Source organism: Cupriavidus sp. HE11, assembly GCF_056097175.1.
Map to the genome: position 1 here is coordinate 86,790 of NZ_CP184467.1, position 24,973 is coordinate 111,762.

Here is a 24,973-nt window from a genome sequence, read left to right on the forward strand (position 1 = left end):
CTCAAGCCGGCCACACCAACGCAATACCTCCAACTTCGACACCACATGAAGCCACTGCAGGAAATCGGCCGCGTCGCCAAGGAATGGCACTGGGACCCGGCCACGCTGCATCACAAGCGTACGGCGCTCAGCAATGCCTACAGCCATGCCGCCTTCCATGATCCCCAGACGCTCGCGGTCTTCGCCCACGGCGATGAACTCGTGCGCGCACGCCAGCGTGGCGACCGCGCATCGGTGGAGAGCTTCAACCTCCACGTCGAAGGCTGGGACGTGCGTGCGGTCGACCTGTTCGAATGGGAGGCCGTGCAGGCCGCCGCATGGCGTTATACCCATGCCGAAGGCCGCATGGCACGTGTCTTCCTTGCTCTTCCTCTTTGGGTTTCGCCGGAGCCCGCCACGGGGCTGTGCGTGACACCGCTCTACCCGCGCTGCGCGCTGCGCCCGCAGGGCTACGGTGTGTTCGAGCAGATCGACGACCAGCTGCACCTCATTGCTGCCTATCACCGGGGCTTTGAGGACCGGGCACGGCTGCTCGCCTGCGAACTGCTGGTGGAGGACGAACGCAGTCCCGCCGCCATTCAGAAGGCCCTTGTCGCCGTCACCGCAGCGGCCGAGCCCAAGGACTGGCGACGCATCAGTGTCGAGGACATGGTCACCATGACCATGGCGAACGCGGCGCCGCGTGGCACCAAGTTTCCGCAGGCCTTCGAGCAGGCCGCCACACGGGGCAATGCGGCCTACCTGCCCGTGTATGGCTCCGAGCCGGCGTGGGGCGTGCAGGACTTCGTCGACTACGCCGCCACCCCGGCTTTTTCGGCGCTGGTGAGCCTCGCCGATCGGATGACCGGTATCGGCCCGGCAGCGGCCACGGCCACGATCGCCCGGGCGATCTTCGACTACACCGGGCCGCAGTCCGAGCCGGGCGCGGCTTTCGATCACATCGGTTTCGCGGCGTTCTGCGCGGACCGCTTCGGGAAGCGTGCACCGGACCCACGGCCGCAGCCGGCCGACAGCGCGTCCTACGTACTCGCCCCCTGACGGCCACGCCCCCGGGATAGGGGGTGCTGGCTCTTTCAAGAATTGCCGATATCGGCAACAGGCCGTGCCGAGGTCGCACGGTAACAACCACAAGGAGAATTACAATGCGCAATTCGCGCACGTTCGCACGTTCGGGGTCCTTTGCTTTGGCACTGCTCGCAGCCGCAGTGGTCGCCGCGTGCGGCGGCGGTGGTGACGATGCCGGCAACACTCAAGCCACGGCAGCCACCACCACCACGACCGGCACTACCGGTACCACCGGCACCCCGGGGACGACGACGGGCCCGGTCACGACGGCCAGCCTGACCACGCCGGCCTGCACCAACTGCGGCACCGTCGACGCGACCACCTATGCCGGGTCGGGCGTGGGCGTCTGGCAGGCCATCAATGCATCGGGGGCTGCCACCGACGTGCCGGTCAGCATCTCTGGCGTGAACGGACAGGACGTGACACTGGTGTTTACGAACCAGACTGCAGTCCCGCAGGCCATGCCCAGCCTTTCCCTCACCGCCTCCTACTTCCCTTCGGTGGCCGCGAGTCAGCTGCAATGGAGCGCCGACGACGAGCGCACGAAGACGCGCATTGCCGACTTCAACCGCGACGGCTGGACGGCCCTCGCCAAGAAGGGCGTGGCACCGACCCGCTCGATCGTGGCTGGCCTCAGCGCCTCCGTCGTCAACGACACCAAGACGTGGTACCACTCGGACAATTCGGCGCGCGTGGCGACGCTGCTGCGCCAAGTGACCGCGTCCGATGGTACGACCATCAACTTCTGGGTGGAGAACACCGAGAACGACCCGACCAAGGTCAGCTCGACCATCCTCGACGCGCTCGAAGCGGGCTTCGTGCCTGCGGGCAAGATCTACGACATGCTCAAGAGCGTGGGTGGCCCGATGTGGGGTCCCCACACCTTCAGCAACCTGCTTGCGCCCACCGGCCAGCCGATCGACATCGTTGTGCTGAACTTCGACAACAACGGCACGCCATTTGGCACGGTCGGATATTTCTACGGCCGCAATGCACTCGTCAAGGACGTGAACAACCCGTATAGCAACGAGTCGGTGTCGCTGTATCTGGATTCGGAAACGCTGTACAAGGGCGGCGCCGATGGCATGAAGGCCATGTTGATGACGATGGCCCACGAAGGCATGCACATGCAGAACTTCTATCGCCGTGGCGTGGCCAGTACCTCTGGCTACCAGTTCGACACGTGGCTGGAAGAGGCAACGGCCATGATGATGGAGGACTTTGCGAGCCACACCATCGATCCGACCTACAACAACGTGCGGGATGTCCGCTTCCCGAATTTCGTGCAGTACGCCGGTGGTTCGTACAACTGCAGCCTGTTGAACTGGACGCCCTTCGGCGCGTCGTGCGACAGCTATTCGGTATCGGGCTCGCTGGGTGGCTTCCTCGATCGCCAGCTGGGCCTGACGTTCTACAAGAACCTGCTGACGGCCAAGACCACGACAGATTCCGTCGCGGCACTGGACGCCGCCATCAAGAGCGTGGCACCGAACTCGTCGTTCACCGATCAGCTTCGCCGCTTCACGGCGACCGCCAGTTCGCTGATGCCGGCGGCTGCGAGCCCGTCGGGCTTCGGCTTCCCGGCGCGCACCGATAGCGGCTTCACGCTGCCGGTGATCGATCCGCAGGCCTCTGCGCCCTATCGCACCCTCACGCAGGCCGTGCCGGCCACGCTGCAGCCGTATGCCAGCCTTCCGGTGGTACGCAAGGCGGTCAAGGGGACCTACACTGAGACAGTGAAGGTGCCGGCAGGCAGCACGCTGTCGATCGTGATCCAGTAATGCTATTGGGGCGGCTTTGGCCGCCCCGCTTTCCGTGGAGAACACCGTGAAGCAAATCTTGGCAGCCACCGTGGCCGCTGTGAGCATGGCCAGCTGCGCGGCGGTACCGAGCGTAGGCAGCGTTATCGCGTTGACTGGCGAGCTCCATATCAAGGGCAATGAGCCCTTCCCGACCGTCGTGCTGCAGACGAGCGATCAGGTTGTCTGGGAGCTTAGTGGCTATCCCGTCGCGGAGGCCCAGAAACAGACCGGGCGGCCAGTGCACGTGACCGGTACCGTGCTGCGCGCGCCGGGCGCTGATACGTGGATGCCTGCCATCAAGGTCGATCCCAATGCGGTTCGCTGATCGCCCGCCCGGACATGGCTTCCGGGCTATACTGGGTGCGCCAGTCCATCCGACCGCGAAAGCCAACATGGCTGCCCCCAACCCTCCGCACAACGATCACCGCCGGCTCGATCTGCGCAGCCTCGCGCTACATCGGCTGATCGCCGACAAGCTCGCCGCCAATCCGGCGCTACTGGAGGTTGCCCACTGCAATCTCATCCGCTGGCGCGAAACCGTGCAGGGCACGTGGCTCGACGAATGGGAGTCGAGGCTGAACGGCCCGTTCGACGCCCTTTTAGTCTTCCTGCGGGAGGACAGCGAGACCGCGACGCGTCTGCGTCAATCCAGCCCGTTTGCGGGCATCCTGACCGAACAGGAACGACTGGCCATCTATGAATCGTACTCAGCTCGAACATATCATCCGGGCGGCGAGCCGCATCTCGGGTGACAAGGAAATCATCGTCGTCGGCAGTCAGGCCGTTCACGCCATGGCCGAGCAGCTGCCGGCGATTGCCTTCCAGTCGGCCGAAGCGGATGTGTATCCTCGTAACTTCCCCGACAAGGCGGATCTGATCGACGGCAGCATCGGCGAACTGTCGGATTTCCACTCGACTAACGGCTACCACGCGCAGGGTGTTTCGCCCGGCACGGCCATCCTGCCGGCCGGCTGGGAGGACCGCCTCGTGCCGGTCATGAACGAGAACACCGACGGCGCCTGCGGCCTGTGCATTAGTGTGCACGATCTGGCACTTTCCAAGTACGCTGCCAATCGGGAGAAGGACCGTCTCTTCAACCGGGCCCTGATCGCATACCAGTGCCTCGATCACCGGACGCTCAAGCAGCTACTGGAAACCATGCCGCTCCCGTCGGGGCAGATCCGGGCAATCGGCTTCATGATTGATGCGGATTTCCAACAAGCGCCCCGTCTTTCGGCGGATGACGCGCCGGAACCATAAAGCAATCCGTATCTCAACGTAACCGATATGGCGCGGGTAGATCACCTGCGCTACAGTGGCAGAAATCCAAGGAGCTTCATCATGATGAACGCACGCGATGCGCTGGGTCTTCAGGAAGATCTGGCAATCCTGAACGCAGGCAATGCGCACCGTCGCGGGCCGGATCACCCGTTGCCGGATGAAAGCGGTAACGCCGTTGCTGCGGCCGCTTTTGCTCTCAAAGCGCGCTCGGATAAGCTGGGACAGATACAGCGGGATCTCAACAATGCTATGTACGAGCGCAATGAGATCGCCGCCATGTCCCGGGCAGCTCGCGAGACGGTGGACGTTCTTGCTGCGCATCTGGCAGAAGCAACAGGACATTCCGTTGAGGATACGAAGCAATTCGCAAGGCAGCTGCTGTCCCGACGCTTCGACGCTCAACTGGATGATGCAATCTCTCGAAAGGCAGTCGTGCGGGATCTGCGGCAGATCCCCGGGGAGGTAAGGAAGTTGGATTGGTACCAGCCGGCTCCGTGAGCACGTTTGCAGAATTGAAGAAAGCCGGCATTGCGCCGGCTTTTTTTATCCTGCGTCCCCGACCACCGAGGACTGACCCGTTTCCCCGACAGTTTCCTGTCGTCCGCCCCCGAGCGCATTGACCAGCTCGCCGTGGCGCTTCTGTGTCTGCTCCTCGGCGCGGCCCGCTGCTTCCGAGCGTTCGCGGCTGTCCTTATCCGCCTGTCGCGCACGATCGATACCTTGACCCTTCGCGGATCCCCACACAGCCGCCTGACGGGCCTGCGCACTGGCCGAGCCTTCGAGCTTCTGCGACATGCCCTTCTCGCCCAGATCGCCGACGCCGGCGCCGATCCAGCGCAGGATGTTGTCGGGCAGCGCCTGCGGCAGACTGAACAGCAGCATGTACGCCGCCGAGATCATGATGCCGTAAATCAGGAAGAAGCCGGCCACACTGAATATTCCTGTTAGCGAATCGGCTTGCATCGATCGGAACTGCAGCAGGAATGCTTCGTTCAAGTACGACGTAGTCGGATACAGCAGCGCATTGCTGGCCACAAGACCAATCACCATCAGGGCGGGTCGGAAAAATCCCGACATCAGCAGCATATAGCCTTGCGTCTGGCTGCCTATGAAGCTGTCCTCTCTCGCAGGTGTCGTGTGTGCCGCCGCCCACAGCATCCCCGCCGCCATCATCTCGACCACGAACACCAGCCATCCCACCACGCCCGTGGCAAAAATAAAGAACGGTACCATCGGAATCCAGATGCCGAGGTAGTAGCCCAGATACATCATGGCCATGAGCGATGGGCTGAGCAACTGCCACAGTTCCGTCAGCCCGCGCAGCACGCCCTTCGCTGCGGCCGCCCCAATCGCCGTGCCGGGTACTGATGACGCCTGCAACCCCGTGTAGAGCGCATCAAGCTTCGCAGCTGTGAGGGATTTGAAGACTGCAAGGACCTCTGCGGTACCCGCCAGCCAGTCACCAACGTTTTTCACCTTCATGACGGGATCGGCGTCAGCGTCTTCGAGATAATAGATAGCGCCCGACAGGAACCAGTTCGCGGCGCTATTGAAGATGCCCTTGATCCATCCGTCGACACTCCCGCCGCCGTCGGTGAAATCGTCCATCGTGAAATTGGTCTGCAACTTCGGGATCGTCGGTGTGGTGTCCGGTGTCGTCGACGCGGTCTGGAAGATCCGTTTTGCGAGCTCGTTCCCCACGGTGCTGTACCGCGTATAGACCGCGTTGGCAGCAGTCAACGTTTCCCCACTTAATACCGTTTCCAGCGGATTGGTTGAGCCTGAGACAAATTCGGAAGTGGACACGGTGGTGTTGCGCACTGCATCCTTGATGCGGCCGATCTCACGGTAGAGCGAACCTGCGTAGACCCAGCCCTTCTCGGTCAACAGCTTCACGCTCTCGGCGTTCTCGGCGGAGATGGAGTTCTGCACCGCCTGCACGATGTCGTTCATCTGCTGATCGCGCATCTGCTCGATAAAGCGGGCGATCTGGACCGAGTCGATGGTGCCGCCGTCTTGGCCGGCCGTCGTCGCTACCGTTGCAGCCTGCTGTGCGAGGCTGCCGTTGAAGAACGATTCCACATACCGTGCGCGTACCTGATAGATGGCCGTCTTGATCGAAGGTGCCACATCGTTGGCGAGCTTTGACCCGCTCTTGGACGGCGCCAAGTACGTGTTCTGCATCACGATCTTGCCGCACACATTCTCGCTGTTCGGCCACTTGGGATCCGCGAAGGCGAACGTCGTCTTGTCGAGCTTGCCGCCATCCAGCAACCCCTGTGTTGGGGCATCGGTCCTCACATAGGTGAGGTTTATCTGCGAATCGGGCGACACGGCAGCCATCGCTGCATTCACGCCCTTGGCGCACAGCGTCATCCGCAGAGCATTGACCGCCAACGAATCGAAGTTCGGATCCTTGACAATGCTCTTGACGGCTTCCCGTGCCACGTTGGCGCCCATCACGTATTCGTTGATCGAGGTCCACATGTTCGATGCGAAGCCGATCGACCAGCAGACAATGGTGAGCATGAAGATCTGGATCGCTGCATAGCCACTCGACCCCGGGATCAGGGCTGCAGCGGCGGTGAACGTCCGCAACGGCGTATAGAACGTCGACCAACGCTTGCCGAGCGCCTGACCATCGTTGGCCGTGTTGGCAATGCCCATGACTGTGACGTACGCCAGAATGAGGCTGCCGAACATCAGGACCCCGGAATTGAAGTACCGGAAAGCCTGCGCCAACATCTCGCTGGCAGGTGTTTCCGCCGTCTTCGTAATGCCGGGCACGATGTTGTCCATCACGCTGCCAAAGACAAGCCGGAGCATGTCGATCGCAGCGTCGCCCTGCTGAGGCGTAAAAGGGTTAGCCATTTTGCGCTCCGATGGTGTTTTTGCGCGCCATTTAAATGTTTATTTTCTATCCGTACGCATCCGAAAAACTGAATTGGCGCCGTATAGGCGCCAATTTTGCTGTTTCTTTCGGTGTGCGTAGAATCATACCAAACATAGCATTCTTTCATTGGATTTCTACGATTCAGGGGCCACACAAATGCAACAAGCAGAACGACTGAAGTTTGCGGAAGGCGCCACCGAGCGCGCGCTCGCGCTTCTCGGTACCCCGACCGTGGGCGCCTTCTATACGGATGTCCTCCAGCAAAAGATCGTCGAGATGCTAAAGGCCGTGGATCGCTGGTCGATCGCGGCGGGCAACACGCCCCTGCTTGTGCAGGACATCCTGAATGGCTTCGACCTGCTGGTGGCCAAGCCGCGTGGCCTGCCTGTGCAACTGGACGATGCCCCCGCCGATCCGCGTGCCGCGTCCCCGCTGGATGCCAATACGCGGGATCTGCTCTCGCAGCTGGCCGACGAAGCTTTCGGCCAGCCCGCCTCCAGCGGCGCATTCGCCTACCAGTCGCAGGACGGTCTCTACTATTTCGTCATCCGGTCGGAATCCCGGGAAGTGGCCCTGCAGCAGATGGGCATCCTGCCGGACGAGCTGACCGTGATCGACAAGACGCAGGAGCTCCAATGAGGCCATCGCTCGCGGCACATAGCGCAATGCCCGCCCTGCCGGCGGGCATTGGTCGCATGATTTCCTTCGACGACCTGCGCCTGATCGCCCTCGGTGCGAATCTGGATTCGCCCGATGGCGCGGCCGTGGTCGTCCCCGGCGAGCAGGTCACGAAGATTCTGAGCCTCGACACGCTCGAAGGCATCGAGACGCATGTCAATAGTCTGGCCATGGATGTGAAGTTCGGGTCCAAGCCGGCTGTGGAAGAGTCGCTGCGGGCAACCATGCACATCGCCGAGACATCGACGAACGCTCATGAACTGCATTACCTGCAGGCGATGTTCATCCATCACCGGCAGGTGCTGCTGGCGATGGCCGCCAACAAGCACATTCCCGAGCAGGTCCAGCGCACGCTCGCCACCGACAACCAGTTGCGTGGCGACCGCCGCCTGCAACGGGTGCTGGCCTCCAATCCCGCACTGACGGCGGCCGTCATGCAGACGATGTGGGAGAGCACCGAGGATTCGCAGGTGCAGCTGCGCATCGCACAGAACGCGGCGGCCCGTGCCACGGAGCATCAACGTGACAACGACTATGCGAAGCTGGCCGAAGGCATCTACAACGCCTCGTATGACGGTGCCGTGCGTGTCGCCGCCATCGAGGGGATCCGCGATCCGGATCTGCTGCGGCGTGTGGCCAGCACGAACGATGTAACGTTCGGCGCTGCTGAACTGACGGCGCTCGCCGGCAACCGCCATGCGCCACACGATGTCCTGCAACGCCTCGTGACGCCGGGCAGTCGCCTGCAGGAAGTGCAGCGGCTGTTCAGCCCGCGCTCCAGCCAGCGCATTGAGCGGCTGGCGCGGGAAAACCTGCATCGCCGACTGGCCGCAGACGCAACGCACTATCATTCGAGTCCGGACTAAATTTGGACAGCGATATGTACTATTCCTACAAAGAAGTAACGCCCGGCCGCAACGCCCAGCTCGCCTCCATGCCAGCGCGCGATATCGCCCAGACCATGCTGCAGGGACTCCACCCGGAAGTGGCGTTTGAGGCAACTGTGACCACGATCACCGCCAAGCGCACGCAGCGTTTCGAGCCGGCGATGGTCGCCGATCAGGTCCTCGCCCGCGACACGGAATTTATTCGTCAGACCGTGAACGTCGGGGTGATCGAAATGGGCAAGACGCTCGGCAGCGACGCCGCGTTCCGTGCTTTTCTCGGTCAGGTGATCGAACCTGCCGCGCGCATTCGCTTCATTGGCGTTTTCGGGGCGGAAGAAGGCATGATCGGCGCACGCAACCGCGCCGCCGCCATGGCCTACATGGCTTCCGTCGACGACGGCCAGAAACCGGCCTATGTGGAGCATATCCGCTCGGTCCACAAGCTCGTGACCGAAGCCCTCGACAAGGAGCGGCTGAGCCCGGACGACGCACTGGCGATCACCCGCAGCATCGAGAAGGCGGCCCTTAGCGGCCTGCCGCTGGGTCAGCGCGCCACCGTGGAACAGCTGCACAAGCAGGTCCACGACGCGCTGCTCGACGAACGGCGCCAGCGGCTGCGCGCCCAGTACGCGACCAGCCGCCCCGACGACACCCCCACCCCGTAACGCGGCATCTTTCCGAGAGCGAACCATGACCCCCATCGAGCCGGTGGAACTGAACGAGCAGCAGATCGACATGGCCGCCGCGCTGCGGCAACGGCGCGTCCTGCTGCGTCAGCACGCCAACCGGGACTATCCCTACGCCGTACTGGCCGACGGCCACGCCGGGACGCTCTGGCGCTCGCCCGGCGCCGAGGTGTGGTTTGTCAACGCGGCCGGCGAGAAGGCCGAGGCGACGCTGCCGCTGCCGATCTACGTGGCCAAGGAGGACTTTCGCGCGCTCGCCGACGATCCCGAGCTCGAAGCCCTTCTGCAGGCCCGGCTGCCGGCAGCGCCGGCCCCGACTGCGCTCGATGCGTTCCTGCAGTTTGCCGAACAGGCGGGTAAGGAGTTCGCCGCGCGCGGCCAGCGCGATCAGGTCGAGGCCATTGGCCAGTTCCGCAGCTATCTGGATCGCTTCGGCCTGCCGAGCGCCGATAACCAGATCGCACTGATCGCTGCGCTCACGCGCACCACCGACGCCGTGCGCAAGGTCTTTCGCGATACCTGCGAAAAGAAGCCGTTCCCGCGCGGCAGCGAGTGTGACGACAAGCTGCAGGCGCTCTGCGAAGGCGACATGGCCCTGCGCTCGGTGGGCGAGCGCGACGCGACATGGACGCAAGAAAAGGCGACCGTGGCCAGCCGTCAGGGCTGGGCGATTACCCCCGCTGATGATGGGACGGGCGGCCTGACCATCAGCGCGGTGCGCGGTGGCCGGCTGGTGAGCGACACCGAAGCCTACAAGCACGTCTGCCTGATGGCCAAGCAAGGCGACCTGCTCGCCCTGACGGCCTGCAAGGAAGTCGGCATCCGCATCGCGGAGGTCAACGACTACAAGCCGCCCGTGCTGGGCATGTAAGGGGCGCCCGAGCATGCTGATCGACTTCGCCAAGCTGTCGGACCCCGTCCATATCGAGAACGCCCGGCGTGAGCGGGAAGCCGCAGAAGCGGTGCAGATGGCAACGGAGCGCCGCCGGCGCGCCGCCGTCCGGATGCTGTTGTTGGAAGACCCTGTTGTTGCCGGGCTATCGGACAAGGAGCGGCGTTTTGTGCGCAACGTGGAGCACAACCTGAACACATCGGGCTACCTCACCGAGCCGCAGCACAACTGGCTCTTCGATATCGTCAAGCGCATTGGCGTCACGTTCGAGTCGGCCCCGGGCTGCTACGCGTACTCGCTGGGCGGTCGGCTCATCACCGTGCATGGCGCCGGCCTTGCCGATCGCGCAGCCCACGGGGACACGGGCACGCTGCGGACGTGGGCCAGCGCGCATGGCGTAAGCCTGCAGGAGGCTGAAGATGCCTTCAGCGCGCACGCGGCGCGCGCCAGCATCCTGACTCGCCCCGCCGCCCGCCACGCGCCATCCTTCGATATCTGATCGTGACGACCGCCAGACGGGACGCACGTCCCCTGCGCTCGCCCCTCACCGTTGCCTAATCCGGATCCATCATGGCTGACAATGAACATCCGCTTGCAGACGCGCTCAACGTCGAGCGATTCCCAATGATGGTCTCCGTGCTGGAGCCCAAGCGGCTCAAGCATTTTCCCGTCATCCTCCAGCAACTCGCAGACGGCCTGCGACTCGACGCGATACCGAACCCGACATTGAAGGAAGCCAAGGATTGGCTGAATCGGGTCGTGGAGGAAGCCCACGGCAAGCTGCTCAAAGATTTCTTCTACACGGGTCCGGATTATCCGAACCCCGCGCCGGAAGAAATTGAAAAGGTGGTGTACTGGGGCATCCCCTACCTGCACATCATTCCCGGCCGCCTGAAGAAGCTCGACGCGCTGACTTCCGATCACCCGGCGCTGGAGAAATCCAAGGGCTTCTATCGCGAACTGCTGCCGCTCACCGAATCGCTGGAACTGCTGAAGACCAAAGCGGTAAAGAAGAATGCCGTACCCAAACCGCCTGAAGAGCGCAAGGACGTGTTTGAAGCCCCGCGCGCAAGCAACCAGACCGTCGCGATGGTGCTCGATCTACTCAAGGGCATCACGGACCTGAAGTATCAGGAGCTGCGCGAGGAGTACATCAAGTATGCGCGCCGGGTGCTGCAGCGGTATATGGATTACGTCGAAGAGACCGAGAAGCCAAAGGGCCCGTACAGCTACTACGCAAAGGATCCGGACGTGCGCGACCTCGTAGGCGCGCTTGTGAACGACAACATCAGTCGGTCCCAGCCCAAGGCCATCACGGTTCGCGACGATGCGGACGCGATTCTTGGCAGGCTCGCCACGCAGCACGCCAACAACGTGCGCGCCACGTTCCTGTCCCGCAACCTCCACAAAGTGGCGGCCATCGTGGACGCCAAAGGCAATTTCAAGGCAGCAAAGGTCTTGAGTATCGATGCGTCGAGCGATGGCCTGCGCGGCGCCATCCACTTCCAGTTTGACGACGGATCGGATTTCGTCATCAGAAAATCCACAGTGCTATCGCGCAGCGTACATGGCACGCTGTTCCTGCGCTTCCCGCTGACGTTCCATGACGTCACAATGCCCGATGGCTCGCCGATGAAGCAACCGTCGGAGGAGCGCATGAACTTGGTCTTCGCGGGCCGGTATTACGGCATGATTTCGGCCCCGAAATCTGAGAGGTCCATGTTGCAATCGCTGGGCGGCGTACGGTTGGGCGCGTACGACGACAAGAAGGGGGCTTTCCACGCCGAAGCCACCGAGGAAGCCCTGCGCAAGCTGGACGATCTGTCGACGGACTTCCCGCACGACCTGAAGCCCCGCTCCTTCGACGAGCTGCCCGACATGACCGCCGATGGCCTTGCCGCCGAGCAGGCATGGCACGCATGGGCCGCGAGCCTTGGCGACCCGCTGATCTACAACCGGATGCACGTGCCGCTGGATGAACTGAATGCCCGGTTGGCCGAACTCGCTCGTGCCGCGCAGATGGATGCGGCCTTCGGCAAGAAGCCCGCGCCTAGTCCCTCCTCCACCGGCCCCTCTTTGTAAGCGTACAGGGCCGCCCCGGCGGCCCCGCGTATCGCCAACGCCATTTTGTGGCGTGTCATCGACTATCCCCCCATCCGTGTGATTCCTCTTTGCTGCATTTTGTGGCATCGTCCCGGGCGACGTAGAAATACGCTCGCCGCTGCGAAGAAAAAAAATATTGGTTTTGCTATTGCAAAGTATCGTAATGATACTTATACTGGCTTCCATGGTTGAACGAAACGGTCAGCCGACCCGCTGCAGGACTCAAGTTTTGCAGCGATTAACCGATGTCAACCGCGTACCGCCAATAACCGGGAAGAATCATGAAGAAGAACGCTGCTACCGCAAATCTGGCCAAGCTGGTGCTGGCCGCCTCCATTGCTACCCTGCTGGCCGCTTGCGGCGGCGGCGGTGGTGATAGCTCCTCGAACAACACGCCGGCGACGCCGAGCACGCCGCAGGTACAGAATCCGACCGATCCGTACACGGGCAAGGACGCCGGCGCACCGACTGTCTCGATCTCGGGCGCCGTCTACAACAACGCCACCGCTGGCGCGACTGTCACGGCCTATCTGGTGAACCCGGACGGCTCGAACGGCGCGTCGCTGGGCACGGCAACGACCGACGCCAACGGCAACTGGACGATGACGCTGAGCCAGACCACGCTGGGCATGGTCCGATTCGTAGCGACCGGCGGCACGTTCAAGTCCGAGGCTGACGCCTCGACGCAGACCAACGGCACGCTGGAGCTGGTTGCCCCGTATGTGACGGCAAGCCTGTCGCAGTTCGTGATTACGCCGGTCAGCAATGCGGCCTCGTCCTACTTCACGCAACTGGCGGGCAAGCAAGGCAAGACGCTCAAGGACGCCTATACGACGGCGTCGTCGGCTGCCATGGCTGTGGTCACGGGCAACAACCGCATCGGCGGTCTGGCCAACGGCCACGCCGGTGTCGATTACCTGTCGATCGTTCCGGGCTCGGCACAGGACACGCTGAACGCCTACGCTGACGGCCTGCTGGCGATCGAGTACTACGCGATCGACCACGACCTGCCGTCGCGCGTCGCCAACCGCGTGCTCGCCCAAACGTTCGAAACCGGCTTCCCGTCGCAGACACGCGCTGATGGCTCGGCCGTGAACGTCGGCAAGTGGGTGCTGGGCGCGTTTGACGAAACGTCGGCCTACAGCGTCGCGGATATGGGCGTGGGTAACCCGAACACCGACGTGCAAGCGATCACGCAGGCCAAGAACGCGGCGGACGCCTGCACCTCGGGTGACAAGGCTGGCTACTACCAACGCTATCCGCTGCCCACCGGCCAGTCGGATTACCTCGATACCACGGCTTGCAACGCGTACAGCAGCAAGATCACGACCATCAAGGCGAAGATCGCAACCAACAAGCGCAACAACCCGCCTGCCTGAACCAAGAGACTGACCCTCTCTGATCCTTCCACCCGCTCTCTGAGCGGGTTTTTTTTCGCCCACCGGACATTGCAGGGCATTTGATGACATTCAAATGCCCTGCAACGCTGCGGCACGTCCTGTCCCCCTATCCGGCTGCGGCCACGCCTGCCGGCTGCCCGCTCACGGCGTCGGGCTGATCCCGCCCGCGAGCGACGCCCAAAGAAAAATGGCGCAACCTGCGTTGCGCCATTCGTCTGGAGGATCGTGGATCCGGTCTCAGTTTTTCATGCAGCTGTTGACCTGTTCGCCCTTGATCGATGCAATGGCGATGGACGTGTAGCCCGACGGGCAGCTGTACCACGGATCATAGCCCTGACACAGGTGGCCACCTACCCAGTCGCTGCGGCCCATCTGCGAGCTGCCGCACAGCGTACCCGATGGCGAGCCACCCGCCTGCTGCCACACGCCGCCCTTGCAGGCCAGCATTTCGCCATTCGGATCCGTCGTAATGCCGTTGCCGCCGCAGCCATAGCCTGCCCACGCCATGGCTGGCAGGTACACCATGCCACGGGCGATCAGCGAGCCGTTAATGGACTGGTTACCGTAGACGGTCTGATCGTGGTACACGTTCGAGTAGTTCACTTCTGACCCGTTCGCCCACGCGTAGTTGGCGCTGGTGTTCGTGGCCGTCATGCTGCCGGCCACATTCGCGTTGCCGCTGAGGTTCGCGTGCCGACCATTGAACTGGCCCGAGTTCCCGTTCACGTCCTGCGCCCAGACATCCCCGCTAGGCGAGCGGACAGCGGCCGCACCGGTATCGCCGTAGAACAGCGCGCTACCGATCTGCAGCGAATTTCCGCCCGGCAGGTTTACCTTCTGCGCATTCACCCCGTTGGCATTCTGGATGTTGTAGCCGCCGACGGCCACGTCGTTCGTCATCGGCAGCGAGCCGTCGCGCCGATAGAACTGCGAGTACGACGCCGAGTTGTAGCCGGTGCGCGCAGCGAGAATACCGGGCTGTGCACCCACCGGATTCGTGGTCGACCACTTGCCCTGCATCCCGAGTAGCGTGTTTGCGGCTGCCGAGTTCGACATCGCGCCATCCGAGCCGATCGTGCGCACTGCCACACCCAATCGGGGGTAGTCAATGTTGTTCCACCAGTCCACGATCGGGCTGTCGATCCACACCAGACCGTCAAGATTGCAGTTCGGCGCGACGCACCCGGCCGGGAACGTCGAGATCTTCACCTTGTAGTTGCCGCCATTGAAGGCCGTCGATTGCAACGGATCCTTCAGCGCCCCGAGCGCACGCAGTTCCGTCACCGTGGGCTCCAGCGGTTTCACAACCCCGGGCACGACCCCACCGCCCGCGTTCACCAACTGGCTGTAGTGATCGGTCAAATATTGGTTGACCGCGCCCTGTAGCGTCACGATGGCGAGGCCCTGTGCACGGGCACTCTCGTCGCCACGTTTATCGATTGCAGCCGCCGCGCCCGCCACTGCGATGGTGGATCCAAGCAGGATGGCGAGCGAGGTGTCGATCATCGCGAAGCCCCGGCTTTTGCGTCGAGTGATGCGTGGTTGTCGCAGGCGGTTCATAGCGGCATTCCAGAAAGAAAATGCGGAGCGGTGCGCACCCATTGCGCACCGATTTACCGCAATTCTGACATCGCCACTACCAAGGTCAAAGAATAATCAGACTTTAGCCGTCATATTCCAAATATTGGTGCAGCGACGCGGTTTTTTAATATTTATTTCCCAACGTAATACGTGATGGTGTTGCCCGTATCGAGGCACGACGAACCCACCAGCGTCGGATTGACGTTGCCACCGTCGGGCTTCACCGTTGTGCCGTTCACATCCATGCGGCGCGTGGCATTGGCCATCTTCGACGGGATGTTGGCGCAGGCGTCGCGGTCGTAGCTCACGCTGGTGAACGCGACAGAGTCATTGGTGTTGACCAGCGTCGCGGGCGCGGCGGTCACGTTGCCGTTGTAGTTGTTCACGGCCGCCGTACGCGCGGCATTCACCCAGCGCGACGCAAACACGTTGTTGTTGATGAGCACCGCAGTCGTCACGCCGGTGTAGTCCGGCAGGCTGGAGTAAGCATCCTGCGCCTTCGCCAGCAGGCGCGTGAAGTCTGCGACCTCGTTCTGCGCCTTGCTGTCAGCCCGCGATGAGTTGTACTGGCTCACCGCGTAGATCACCGCCACCGCAATAATCAGCAGCGCGAGACCTACCTCGATCATGCCGAAGCCTGCTTGGTGCTTGCGCATCGCACGCTTGCCACGCAGCGTGCGAACGGATGCATTCATTTTGTCCGAATAATGCATGAATAACTCCAATTTTTATGAGTAAAAACGACAGCGAGAAAGCGATATTTATCGTTGCGGGACGGAGTCCTGCTTGATCTGGCTAATGAGATTGTTCGACGTGTATTGCATGCCGAAGTGGAAGTAGCACAGGCCGACGAAGCAGAAGATCAGGGACAACTTGTTCAGGCGCGCGCTCATCTTGCGCATGTCATCCATCAGCGCCTCCATGCCATCGCCACCCAGCACTACCAGTGCATCCCCAAAGCCACGACGACGGGCATAGGCGCTCACGCGCTTCTGCATGCGACGCGAGAAGATGCCGGTGTTGATGATCTGCCCGTAGTCCTGCCCGAAGTCATCCATGTTCCGGAGGATCCGCGTGATATGCCACTTCATCCATGGCGATGCTTTGGCCCGTAGCATCTGCAGCGCCTCGGTCAGCGAGAAGTCGGTCTGCAGCAGCTGCGCGAGCCGCACCAGAAAGATCGAGCCGTGGAAATCTCGATACAGGCTGTACGGGAAGTGCTTGTCGAACTTCGCCCGACGCACGCCTGACCAGTGGTCGAGGGAATGCAGAAAGCCCCACACACTGCCGAGGCTGGCCACGATCAGCACGTACCAGTAGTTGCGCACCACATACGACACCCAATACAGCGATTTGCCGACCGTCGGCCAGTACTGCAGCGGTAGCATCTGCTCATATTCCGGAATCACCACCACCGCATTGATGATGGCGAACGCCAGAAACACGGGCAGCATCGTGATAAGCGTCTGCAGCGCGCCAAAGATGAGACCAGCCATCTGTCGCACACGTACTACCGATTCGGCAAGAAAGCGCAGGCCGTCGACCTTCTTCTTCTTGTCCACTTCGTCAATGGCCGTCAGCGCGAAGAGATCGCCCTTTGGCACGATGGTGTCGAGCATGTGCGAAAAGCGCCCCTGCTGCTCGTCCATCCGGCGCAGCATGCGACGGAACAGCAGCACAGGCCCCGACTCCTTGTACTTGCGAGCCTCCTGAATTTCCTCCGAAAGGAACGTCACGATGCCTTCGTCATCCTCGATGGCGAGCGCCAGTTCCTTGTAGAAGTCTTCGCGCGTACCGTTGAAGTCCAAGCACGCAAACCACAACTGGAGGCTATTGGCCCAGCGGTTCAATGCTTCCATGTTTCCTTGCGCTCCATCGTGAGGTGATTCATGAAGATGCCGTTCGTCGCACGACTGCGCACCGCGTCGACATCCAGATCGCCACGTAGCATCTTCAGGAGCGCGTGCTCAAACTTCGTCTTCCCTAGCATGTTGTCGGTGTCAAACTTCCCGTCCCATCCCTGCAGCCATACCTGCTTGGCTTCACGCGTTTTGCGCTCGCGCATCAGGGTCAGAAAGTCGTCTGTCGGCTCGTAGACTTCGGCAATGACGGTCATGCCCTTGATGCCACGGCCACGGCAGTGCTTGCAGCCACCCGCGCGGCGCACGTAGACGCCGCTGGTGTCGACCTCGAAGCGGTCACCAACCTCGTCGAGCTCCGCGCGCACATCATGCGGTGCCTCGTTCAGTGGAATCCGACAGTGCTTGCACAATGTGCCCAGCAGCGCCTGATTCACCATCAAGCGAAATACGCCGGGTTCCGTGAAGGCGAACAGGTCCGCGCCAATCGACTGGGAGGTCAGACGCGGCAGGATGCCCATGAGGTTACGGGCGTGGTTCGAGCCCATGGCCAAGTGCCCGGATTCCGCGATGACCAGCGCGGCGTTGGCCGACACGTTGTCCCGGATTTCCCCAACGTAGCCAAGGTCAAGATCCGAGCGCATCAGCGACACGTAGGCTTCCATGTACGACCGCTTGCTGGCCTCCGGGTCGCCCACGTCGCGCTGGATCGACAACCCAGAGTAGTTGTCGATGTCGTACTCCTTCGGATCCTCGATACCGATGCGCTTTTTCTTTTCCTTGCCCGGCTGGAAGTCGAGCATGGCCTTGGCGGCTGTCGTTTTGCCGGAGCCGGTGATGCCCGAGAACACGATGATCCCGCCGTCCTCGACACCCATTACCCGCAGCATGGTCTCTTCCTGCGACCTTTCGAATCCCTGCCCACCCTCGCCGGCCAACGGGAAGTAGGTCTTGTTCTCGACGTCGAGAATCCGCATGATGAAGTCCATGCCATCCGTCGGCAGGGTCTGCACCCGCAGTTTGTATTTCTTCCCGCCATGCTCGAATGGGATCATCGAGTACTGGTACTCGTTGCCCATGAAATTCGAGTGAGAGCCCGTCCCTTCGAGGGTCAGCTTGTTGTACGCCACCGAGAGCGCACTACGCGCCTGCGTCGGGAAACACGCCACAGCATCGCGCATCAGCTCCAGTTCGCCCTCGATCCGGAAACGCTGGTACACAACGTTCTCGTTCTCGCGGACCTCGATATGAATGTCCGTGGCGCGTTCCATGACGCCATAGGACACCCACGACTGAAACAGTCGACCCGCCTCCGTCGCCTTGGCTGCGTCTGCCTCGGATTCGTTGCCTGCCCGCGTGCGGCTGCGGTCCGCCAGCAGGCCCGCCAAGACCTGCTCGGTGGCGTGCAGCGTACGATTGAACTCGATCTCGCGCGTTTGCAGCGCAGAGCGCACCATGCTGATGACTTCCAGCCGCACCTCTTGCGACAGCGCTCTGAAGGCCGGTGCCGCGACCACACACGCTTCTCGCTGGTTGATACGGATGACGCAGAACATCTTCTCCTGCGCATCCGTCACCTTGACGAAGCTGTTTTTGTCGGTGCCGCTGATGACTCCCACGTGCGACGGGAGGTCGACCGCTTGGGAGATGACTCGAACGCCGCCGGCAACGGGCGGCGCGCCAGCCGCCGCCGGCGCTGGCGTGCGCGTGGGGAGTGGAACGACGTTGTTGGCGCCCGAAGCCGCCGGGCGTGCAGGCGCCTGCGCAGCAGGCTTGGCTACGCGACGGGCAGGGGCCGGCTTGGCAGCCGGCTCAGCCTTTTTCTTGCCGAGGAATCCGAGCATGACGCGCGTGGTTAGGGAGTGGGCGCCTTATCGACGTTGTTGGCCTGCGGCCCCATGCCGAACGGCGACATCATGCCGCCCGGTCCATTGGCCGCGCCTGCCTGCATGCGCGCGGCATCAACGCGCTGCTGCTCACGTTGGCTGGCATAGGTCACGTCCGACATCGTGACGGTGCGTGTTTCGGCAACGTGCTTACCGTTGCGCTTCACGAGCACGAGTCGATTGCCCTTCACGCTATCCAGCATCCAGCCGTCCATGGCCTCGCGCCCCATCTTGAGAGGCATGGGCACCCCACGGTATTGCACAACGTACGTCGGGTCGGCCGAGGGGCCGACCACGGACAGCAACGCAATCCCGTCATCGAGCGAGCGCTCCGGCGTGAGGGTCTTCGCAGGGACGCCGCCTGTTGCGCCTGCCGCGCCACCGGCCTTCTCCAATTCGTTGCGTGCCTTGGCCTCGGAAGTCTTGGCCTCCAGATCCTTCACGCGCAGGTTCGTCGCAGAAATGTCGTCGACGGTCAGCGCATGGGCGGTCATCGGCACGATGCCAGCCAGCGCCACACACGCCATCCAACGTGCGGCGGGCACGCGGCGCTTACTGTTGGACATAGTAGGTCCCCTTGAGTTTGAAGGTCGCTTGCTCCGGCGGGCCGTTCAGCTTCTCGAAGCTGACCTCGTTGACATAGAAATTCGTTGGCAGCTGCAGCTCCGGCGCAGCACCGCCGCTCAGTAGCTCGCGTGCGTAGCCGATCGGTCCCGACACGGTCACCCCCATCGAAGCCACCCGGATACCAGCGGGCAAGGCCGTTTCCTGCACGCCTGCAGGCAGCCCGAAAATACTCAGGGCCTCGGTGGTGACTGTCATGCCGATCGCGCCATACCGCTGATGCAGCGACGTCATGCCCACACCGAAATCCGCCGCGCGGGGCAACGCCGCGCGCGTCGTGCCGGCCCGAGGGATCGTGATGCGGAACGTCAGCTTCTCCGCACCACTCTGCCCGTGTTCGAACTGGGCCCCTTCGTTTGCCGCGACAAAGCGGTCATAGGTGCCCACCCCCGCGAGGCGGTTCCAGTTCTCGGTACAGACTCCGGCGTCGGTGCATGTCGAGGCGGTCATCTGATAGCCGTTGTCGTCGATCGTCTCGCGTTGCCCCATCGGCGCGAGCGCCACCTTGACAAAGGTCGCCGGCGTGACGCCGATCTGCTGCAGTTGCGCATCGAGCGATCGCTGGTACAACTCGGCCGGGCTGGGCCCTTGCTGCTGCGCCGGCTGACGCTCCAGTTCGAGCCGGCGCTGGTAGTCCTGATACTTGTGCCAGCCCATGCTGCCGCCCATGGCGAGCAGCACCGCAATCATCAACAAACGAATGCCCAGCGTCGACTTCGCATCGTGGATGGCCGCCGCCTCGTTGGCTTCTTTGTCGCCCGACAGCAGGTCGTCCAGTGCGAGCGGCGTCGCGTCGGGGAACTGTTCCGGATCCGTCGTGTAGCGGGCGAAGGGAATCGGCTCGCCGGTGCCCGCCTGATCCGAGATGATCCCGATCACCTTCTCGATGTGCTTGTGGATCTCCCCCAACCGCACAACGGGCCGGTCTTCGAAGATCTCGCCTTCGTACAGCACAATTACGGAAGCGACGCGCTGCTCGGCACCCAATGGCTTGTATGGGTGGATGAAGATGGCGTTAGCCTCGATGCCCTCCATCGACCCGAAGAGGGCGGCGGCCGACAGCAGGCGTCCCTTCTTCGGCTTGCCTTCCTCCACATCCAGATCCCGCAGGAAACCGGCGCGCACGCCGGCCTCCATGCGCAGGAGCACCATGTAGGGATAGTCGTCCTCATTGGCCCGCGCGCGTGCGGCTTTCGTGGCCTTTTCGATGGGCTTTTTGGCTTCGCCGCCGTCGAACCGAATCCAGTTCAAACCGAACGCCAGAAACCGGTCGCCAACCTTAATGATGGGGCTCATCGCATTCATCGACTCGGACCCTTACTGGCTATTGGTGACGCTCTCGGGCGTGACGACAATGACGATCTTGTCCTTGGTGCCCTTGCCGTTGAACGACCCACCCAACCAGATCGGCGTTTCGCGTGCCAGCTTGTTGGCCATGTACTGGTCGACCTTGGTCTCGTAGCCGGTCAACACCAGCACTTCACCCGGGCGCAGATCCACGTCCTGCTGGAATTCGAAACCACTGGTCACAGGCAGCTGGATCATTTGCGCCGAGGCGCCCTGACCCGTGCCGAACTGGTCGATGGTGACCAGATCCACGATGCCCATGTTCAGGTTCAGGTTGATCTGGTTGCTGTCGTAGATGTTGGCCTCGACGTTGGCGGCGAAGCCCGTCGTCACCACGCCCGGCGTCAGGCCCGGCACACCGCCGGTGCCACCCGACGAAGCAGTTGCAGGCGTCGTCTGCGCCAGATAGGACGTCTGGTTGGTGAGGTTCACCGGCGTCGGACGACGGTTGCGTGCCAGCACGTCCAGATTGCGCATGGTCACGACGTCACCGTAAGCGTGCAGCGCGTTGAAAATCGCCTGCGAGCCCGAGAACTGCCCGGGGGTACCATTGGTGGGCTTCAGGATGTTGAAGGTCACCCCAGCTGCCGACGACGAAACCAGATTCGCGGGCGAGGTCAGGGCAAAACCGAAGCGTTCGGACAGCGTCTGGAAGAGCACGTTGTAGTTCACGCCGTACTCGTCACCGCGATTGGTCTTCACCTGATAGACCGCGATGTTGAACTTCGCCGAACGGCTCAGGATCTCGTTGCTGCGATCGATGATGCGCTGAGCCGTCGCGATATTGTCACGGCTGCCCGTGACGGTAATCGTGCCGTCCACCTTGTTCGGCGTCACCGTGGTGTCGCGCAGGTGGTTCTTGAGCTCGTCCACCAGCGCTTCGAAGCCCTTCAGATCCGCCGTCGACGTAATCTTGGTCGAGGACGTAAAGCCGGTCTGGATGCCGCCGCCACCGGCGCCGCCACCGCCACCGGCGGTATTGCTGGTCGCCGCCTTCGAGTCGCTGGTCTTACCCATCGTGCTCTCGGAGTTGACGTCCTTGGTTGGCAGCTTGACGGCGAACTTACGCGTGATGTACTTCGAGATGACGACCGCACCATCCTGCCATTGCCAGTTCAGGTTCCACTGCGACATCGCGTCGTTGAGAACCTGCTTGGGCGTCGCCTTGGTATAGATCAGATCGATGCCGGACAGCGTCGGATCACTCGGATTGGTGAGCTGCAGGGCATTCGGCGCGCTGAATGCAGACCCGCCCGCAATCGGAATCGGCGCCCCAGTCGCCAGCGGCGACGGTGGCACGTTGATGGCGCCGGGGATCCCCTGTGCCCCCGTCTGCGGCAGCGGGGCGCTACCGCCATTGCTGCGGCTGACGCCGTAGACGTCACCGATGCGCACCGGAATACCCGTGCTGTTCGTGAACAGGCGTGCGAAGGCCGCAAGGTTCACCTTGCGGTTGTTCGTCAGATCACGGAATTCGTAGGGCTGGTTGAAAATGTCCGGCAGCGTGACGTCGGACGTCACCGGGATGGGCTTGCCGCCCAGCCATGCGCCCTTGACACGGTGCACCACCGACGTGTCGCGGATCGTATTGGCGTTGCTCGCCTGTTGCGCAGCCAGTGCGCGGGCATCGGCCAGCGCGAGCGCGTCCTTGACATCCTGAATGGGCGCAGCGCACCCGGCCAGCAGCGACGTCGCTGCCAGCGTAACGATCGTCTTCTTCATTACTGGCAGTCCCGGCTGTTGGCGACGTACCGCGTCACGCGCAGCACCTGATTGTCCTGATAGAAGCAACCCTGCAGCGGAAACTCGCTGTTCTTGTACGCGCTCAGGACCTGCTCAGTGGCGTCCTCGAAGGATCCCTTGAAGGTGCTGGTGAGCGTTGCGGGATAGTCCACGGACACCTCCCACGACACTTGCCAGTTTGCTTCCTTCGCCCAACGGCGCAGCGTGGCGTAGATCGTAAGATCCTTCGGCAGGATCTGCCACTCGCGCATGGGAATCGGGGCATCCGCAATCGGCCCGCCTACCGTGACCTTGGCCGGTGTTGCGGCGGCCGGCGGTTGCGGCGCCGACGCCGTCTGGGCAGCAGCCGGCGAGGCAGTTGCGGTGTCCGCAATCTTTGCAATCGGATCGGCCTTTGGCTCGATCGCCGCGACCGTTGTTACCGGCGGCGGTGCCGGCTCGGCCGGCTTCGGCGCCAAGGCCTTCGCCATGGCGGGGTCGATATCGAAGCCCGCCTGAGCCACGATTGGCGCGCAGGCCAATGCCATGGCTGCCGCTGCAAAGATCCTTGTTCGCATGATTCCTCTTTCCGTTGCGCTAGTGCTTATTGCGGTCCGCTCACCCCTTGCCCGCGTAGATTCGCCAGACGGCTCTGCCTGACCGGGGCAACCGGCGGCGGCATCTCCGGCGCCAGATTCGGCACAGGTCCCGGGCGTTCCGGCGCCACCGCTGCCGCCGTAGCGGCAGCGGGTGGCACAGGCGGTGGGTCAAGAGCCGGTTCAGGAACCGCAGCCGTTGCCACCGCCTGCTGCGGAGGGGAGATCGGGTGGTCGCCGTCTTGTGCGTCCAAGACAGGTGACCGGGTTGTTGTCACCGGCGGCGCAGGCGGCGCAGCTTCGGGAGGTTCCCGAGCGTCGTCGCGTAGCACCGCCACCTTTTTTCTGCTGCCGGTGCGCGGACCGCGCTTGCGTCCACGTCCCACCTGATCGCGCGTCGCCTGCGCAATCAATGCGTTCACGCCGTCCTCATCCAGATCTGCGAGTCCGTTGAGCATCACCGTGCGGACCACATACATCAGAGTCCCGTCCGGAATCTTGCTCAGGACGTCGAGGGCCTTGCGGTCCCGTTCGCGATCTCGATCAAGGACGACATTCAGGCGCTTCGTTTGTCGTCCTTCGCTCATCAGCGTCAGCCCTGCAGGTACTTCACCGCTTTCCACAGGCCACTTCCGTTGGCGTACTGCGGATTGGCCACGAATACAGCGTGGGGGTAGAGGTCGTTCAGCTGCTCCTGCAGCAGTTTGGTGCCGCCGCCGACGAAGTAGACGGCCTCCAGATCGGCCCCATCTCCGACGCGCTTGTTCAGCTCGCCGATGATCTTCTTGGCCAGCTGTTCCTTTTCGTAGCGCACGAGCTCACTGAAGTCATGCTCGGTACCCAACGCCCGGACGGAACCGGTTTCGATGGCGGTATCGACCTGCTTGGGCGTCAGGCTCTTCCAGCCCTTGGCGGCCTTGATGCCGTTCTCGACCGCTGCGTTCAGCGACAGGCCGCCGAGGCGCGCGCTGCCCGAGCGCTTCGTGTCCACGCTACGGCCAGCGTTGAGGATCACCGCAACATCGGTGGTGCCGCCGCCAATGTCGACCACCGCAATCGGGCCGTTCTCGGCCTGATCCATGATGTCGCCTACTTCGTTGCCACTCTCGTCGATGGCGAAGTCATAAAAGGCCGCGATCGCCTCGGAATAGACGGTGTGACCGACGATGCGGGCCAGCGGCACGTTGTCGTTGGCATTGCGCAGATCGGCATTGGCCAGCGCTTGGATCTTGCGCTGAATGAAATCGTCGTTCGTCTTGTCGTCGAGGTAGAAGTCGCTCACCGGCAGGCCGGTGGCAATCCGCACGTCGCGACCGGCCAGACCCAGCTGGATCAGGGCGTGATGGATCAGCACGTGGTTTTCGGTACTGAGCGCGTAGGTGCCTAGTCGCGTATCGGCGAAAGCGAGTTGCGCCGACACCGTATAGCTGTTGCCCGCCGCGTCGCGGTAGCAGTTGTCCTCGGCGTTGGTACCAAGGTCCACCATCGTGCCGGTGGCGATCCGCGACGGCACATAGACGCTGCGAAGCTCGCCGAAGGCGTCGGTCATGGCCTTGATGCCGAAATGCCCATCGTCGATGCCAACGTCGGCGACCGGAAGGTCAGGTTGGGATGCTGCGAGTGCGAGTTTGTTGTTTGCCATTTTTTACGTCCATCGAGTGTTGAAATCCG

General features: G+C 62.6%; 24 protein-coding genes. 13 read left to right on the forward strand and 11 right to left on the reverse strand.

The window, feature by feature from the left end; all coding sequences use genetic code 11:
• Positions 1–45: 45 nt before the first annotated feature.
• The 6 genes from ACOABP_RS31565 (at position 46) to ACOABP_RS31590 (ending at position 4,646) form a co-directional block, all read left to right on the forward strand.
• A complete protein-coding gene (locus tag ACOABP_RS31565; protein WP_474231765.1) occupies positions 46–1,038 on the forward strand; it encodes a hypothetical protein in 993 nt (330 codons plus the stop codon).
• A 104-nt stretch (positions 1,039–1,142) separates the two neighbouring features.
• The gene (locus tag ACOABP_RS31570) at positions 1,143–2,846 is read left to right on the forward strand and encodes a M30 family zinc metallopeptidase (protein WP_474231766.1); all 1,704 of its coding nucleotides are present in this window, start codon (positions 1,143–1,145) and stop codon (positions 2,844–2,846) included.
• Positions 2,847–2,892: 46 nt separating this feature from the next.
• Positions 2,893–3,192 carry a hypothetical protein gene (locus tag ACOABP_RS31575; protein WP_474231767.1) on the forward strand — a complete coding sequence of 100 codons (300 nt, stop codon included), beginning with the start codon at positions 2,893–2,895 and terminating at the stop codon, positions 3,190–3,192.
• Between the two features lie 67 nt (positions 3,193–3,259).
• Entirely contained in the window at positions 3,260–3,619 is a 360-nt protein-coding gene (locus tag ACOABP_RS31580) for a hypothetical protein (protein ID WP_474231768.1), read from the forward strand.
• A complete protein-coding gene (locus ACOABP_RS31585; RefSeq protein ID WP_474231769.1) occupies positions 3,564–4,127 on the forward strand; it encodes a DUF6036 family nucleotidyltransferase in 564 nt (187 codons plus the stop codon). Before ACOABP_RS31580 ends, ACOABP_RS31585 begins: the two co-directional genes overlap by 56 nt.
• A gap of 81 nt (positions 4,128–4,208) precedes the next feature.
• On the forward strand, positions 4,209–4,646 hold the full coding sequence (locus tag ACOABP_RS31590; protein WP_474231770.1) for a hypothetical protein: 438 nt from the start codon (positions 4,209–4,211) through the stop codon (positions 4,644–4,646).
• 45 nt (positions 4,647–4,691) lie between these two features.
• Here ACOABP_RS31590 and ACOABP_RS31595 read toward each other — a convergent pair whose 3' ends face one another.
• A complete protein-coding gene (locus tag ACOABP_RS31595; RefSeq protein ID WP_474231771.1) occupies positions 4,692–7,019 on the reverse strand; it encodes a DotA/TraY family protein in 2,328 nt (775 codons plus the stop codon).
• A gap of 178 nt (positions 7,020–7,197) precedes the next feature.
• On the opposite strand from ACOABP_RS31595, the gene ACOABP_RS31600 reads away from it, so the two are divergent.
• The 7 genes from ACOABP_RS31600 (at position 7,198) to ACOABP_RS31630 (ending at position 13,666) form a co-directional block, all read left to right on the forward strand.
• The gene (locus tag ACOABP_RS31600; RefSeq protein WP_474231772.1) at positions 7,198–7,680 is read left to right on the forward strand and encodes a hypothetical protein; all 483 of its coding nucleotides are present in this window, start codon (positions 7,198–7,200) and stop codon (positions 7,678–7,680) included.
• On the forward strand, positions 7,677–8,585 hold the full coding sequence (locus ACOABP_RS31605; RefSeq protein ID WP_474231773.1) for a hypothetical protein: 909 nt from the start codon (positions 7,677–7,679) through the stop codon (positions 8,583–8,585). The genes ACOABP_RS31600 and ACOABP_RS31605 overlap by 4 nt, the downstream gene beginning before the upstream one ends.
• 14 nt (positions 8,586–8,599) lie before the next feature.
• The gene (locus ACOABP_RS31610; RefSeq protein ID WP_474231774.1) at positions 8,600–9,271 is read left to right on the forward strand and encodes a hypothetical protein; all 672 of its coding nucleotides are present in this window, start codon (positions 8,600–8,602) and stop codon (positions 9,269–9,271) included.
• Between the two features lie 25 nt (positions 9,272–9,296).
• Positions 9,297–10,163, forward strand: coding sequence for a hypothetical protein (locus ACOABP_RS31615; RefSeq protein WP_474231775.1), 867 nt, complete (start codon positions 9,297–9,299; stop codon positions 10,161–10,163).
• A gap of 13 nt (positions 10,164–10,176) precedes the next feature.
• Complete coding sequence (locus ACOABP_RS31620; protein WP_474231776.1) at positions 10,177–10,683, forward strand: hypothetical protein; 507 nt, start codon at positions 10,177–10,179, stop codon at positions 10,681–10,683.
• Between the two features lie 71 nt (positions 10,684–10,754).
• On the forward strand, positions 10,755–12,266 hold the full coding sequence (locus tag ACOABP_RS31625; RefSeq protein WP_474231777.1) for a hypothetical protein: 1,512 nt from the start codon (positions 10,755–10,757) through the stop codon (positions 12,264–12,266).
• A gap of 302 nt (positions 12,267–12,568) precedes the next feature.
• Positions 12,569–13,666, forward strand: a complete 1,098-nt coding sequence (locus ACOABP_RS31630) for a hypothetical protein (protein ID WP_474231778.1) — start codon at positions 12,569–12,571, stop codon at positions 13,664–13,666.
• Positions 13,667–13,924: 258 nt separating this feature from the next.
• Here ACOABP_RS31630 and ACOABP_RS31635 read toward each other — a convergent pair whose 3' ends face one another.
• From ACOABP_RS31635 to parM, 10 genes are all read right to left on the reverse strand, one after another.
• Positions 13,925–15,289 (reverse strand): hypothetical protein, encoded by a 1,365-nt coding sequence (locus ACOABP_RS31635; protein ID WP_474231779.1) that lies wholly within the window; start codon positions 15,287–15,289, stop codon positions 13,925–13,927.
• Positions 15,290–15,399: 110 nt separating this feature from the next.
• A complete protein-coding gene (locus ACOABP_RS31640; RefSeq protein WP_474231780.1) occupies positions 15,400–15,981 on the reverse strand; it encodes a type 4 pilus major pilin in 582 nt (193 codons plus the stop codon).
• 48 nt (positions 15,982–16,029) lie between these two features.
• Positions 16,030–17,127 carry a hypothetical protein gene (locus ACOABP_RS31645; protein ID WP_474231781.1) on the reverse strand — a complete coding sequence of 366 codons (1,098 nt, stop codon included), beginning with the start codon at positions 17,125–17,127 and terminating at the stop codon, positions 16,030–16,032.
• Positions 17,115–18,971, reverse strand: coding sequence for a GspE/PulE family protein (locus tag ACOABP_RS31650; protein ID WP_474231782.1), 1,857 nt, complete (start codon positions 18,969–18,971; stop codon positions 17,115–17,117). Before ACOABP_RS31650 ends, ACOABP_RS31645 begins: the two co-directional genes overlap by 13 nt.
• An 11-nt stretch (positions 18,972–18,982) precedes the next feature.
• Positions 18,983–19,579: a hypothetical protein gene (locus ACOABP_RS31655; protein WP_474231783.1), complete on the reverse strand. Its 597-nt coding sequence runs from the start codon at positions 19,577–19,579 to the stop codon at positions 18,983–18,985.
• Positions 19,566–20,933: a hypothetical protein gene (locus tag ACOABP_RS31660; RefSeq protein WP_474231784.1), complete on the reverse strand. Its 1,368-nt coding sequence runs from the start codon at positions 20,931–20,933 to the stop codon at positions 19,566–19,568. The genes ACOABP_RS31655 and ACOABP_RS31660 overlap by 14 nt, the downstream gene beginning before the upstream one ends.
• Positions 20,934–20,954: 21 nt before the next feature.
• A complete protein-coding gene (locus ACOABP_RS31665; protein ID WP_474231785.1) occupies positions 20,955–22,706 on the reverse strand; it encodes a hypothetical protein in 1,752 nt (583 codons plus the stop codon).
• A complete protein-coding gene (locus ACOABP_RS31670; RefSeq protein WP_474231786.1) occupies positions 22,706–23,284 on the reverse strand; it encodes a toxin co-regulated pilus biosynthesis Q family protein in 579 nt (192 codons plus the stop codon). The genes ACOABP_RS31665 and ACOABP_RS31670 overlap by 1 nt, the downstream gene beginning before the upstream one ends.
• A 26-nt stretch (positions 23,285–23,310) precedes the next feature.
• Positions 23,311–23,889 carry a hypothetical protein gene (locus ACOABP_RS31675; RefSeq protein ID WP_474231787.1) on the reverse strand — a complete coding sequence of 193 codons (579 nt, stop codon included), beginning with the start codon at positions 23,887–23,889 and terminating at the stop codon, positions 23,311–23,313.
• A 5-nt stretch (positions 23,890–23,894) separates the two neighbouring features.
• Positions 23,895–24,944, reverse strand: a complete 1,050-nt coding sequence (parM, locus tag ACOABP_RS31680; RefSeq protein WP_474231788.1) for a plasmid segregation protein ParM domain-containing protein — start codon at positions 24,942–24,944, stop codon at positions 23,895–23,897.
• Between the last annotated feature and the right edge of the window lie 29 nt (positions 24,945–24,973).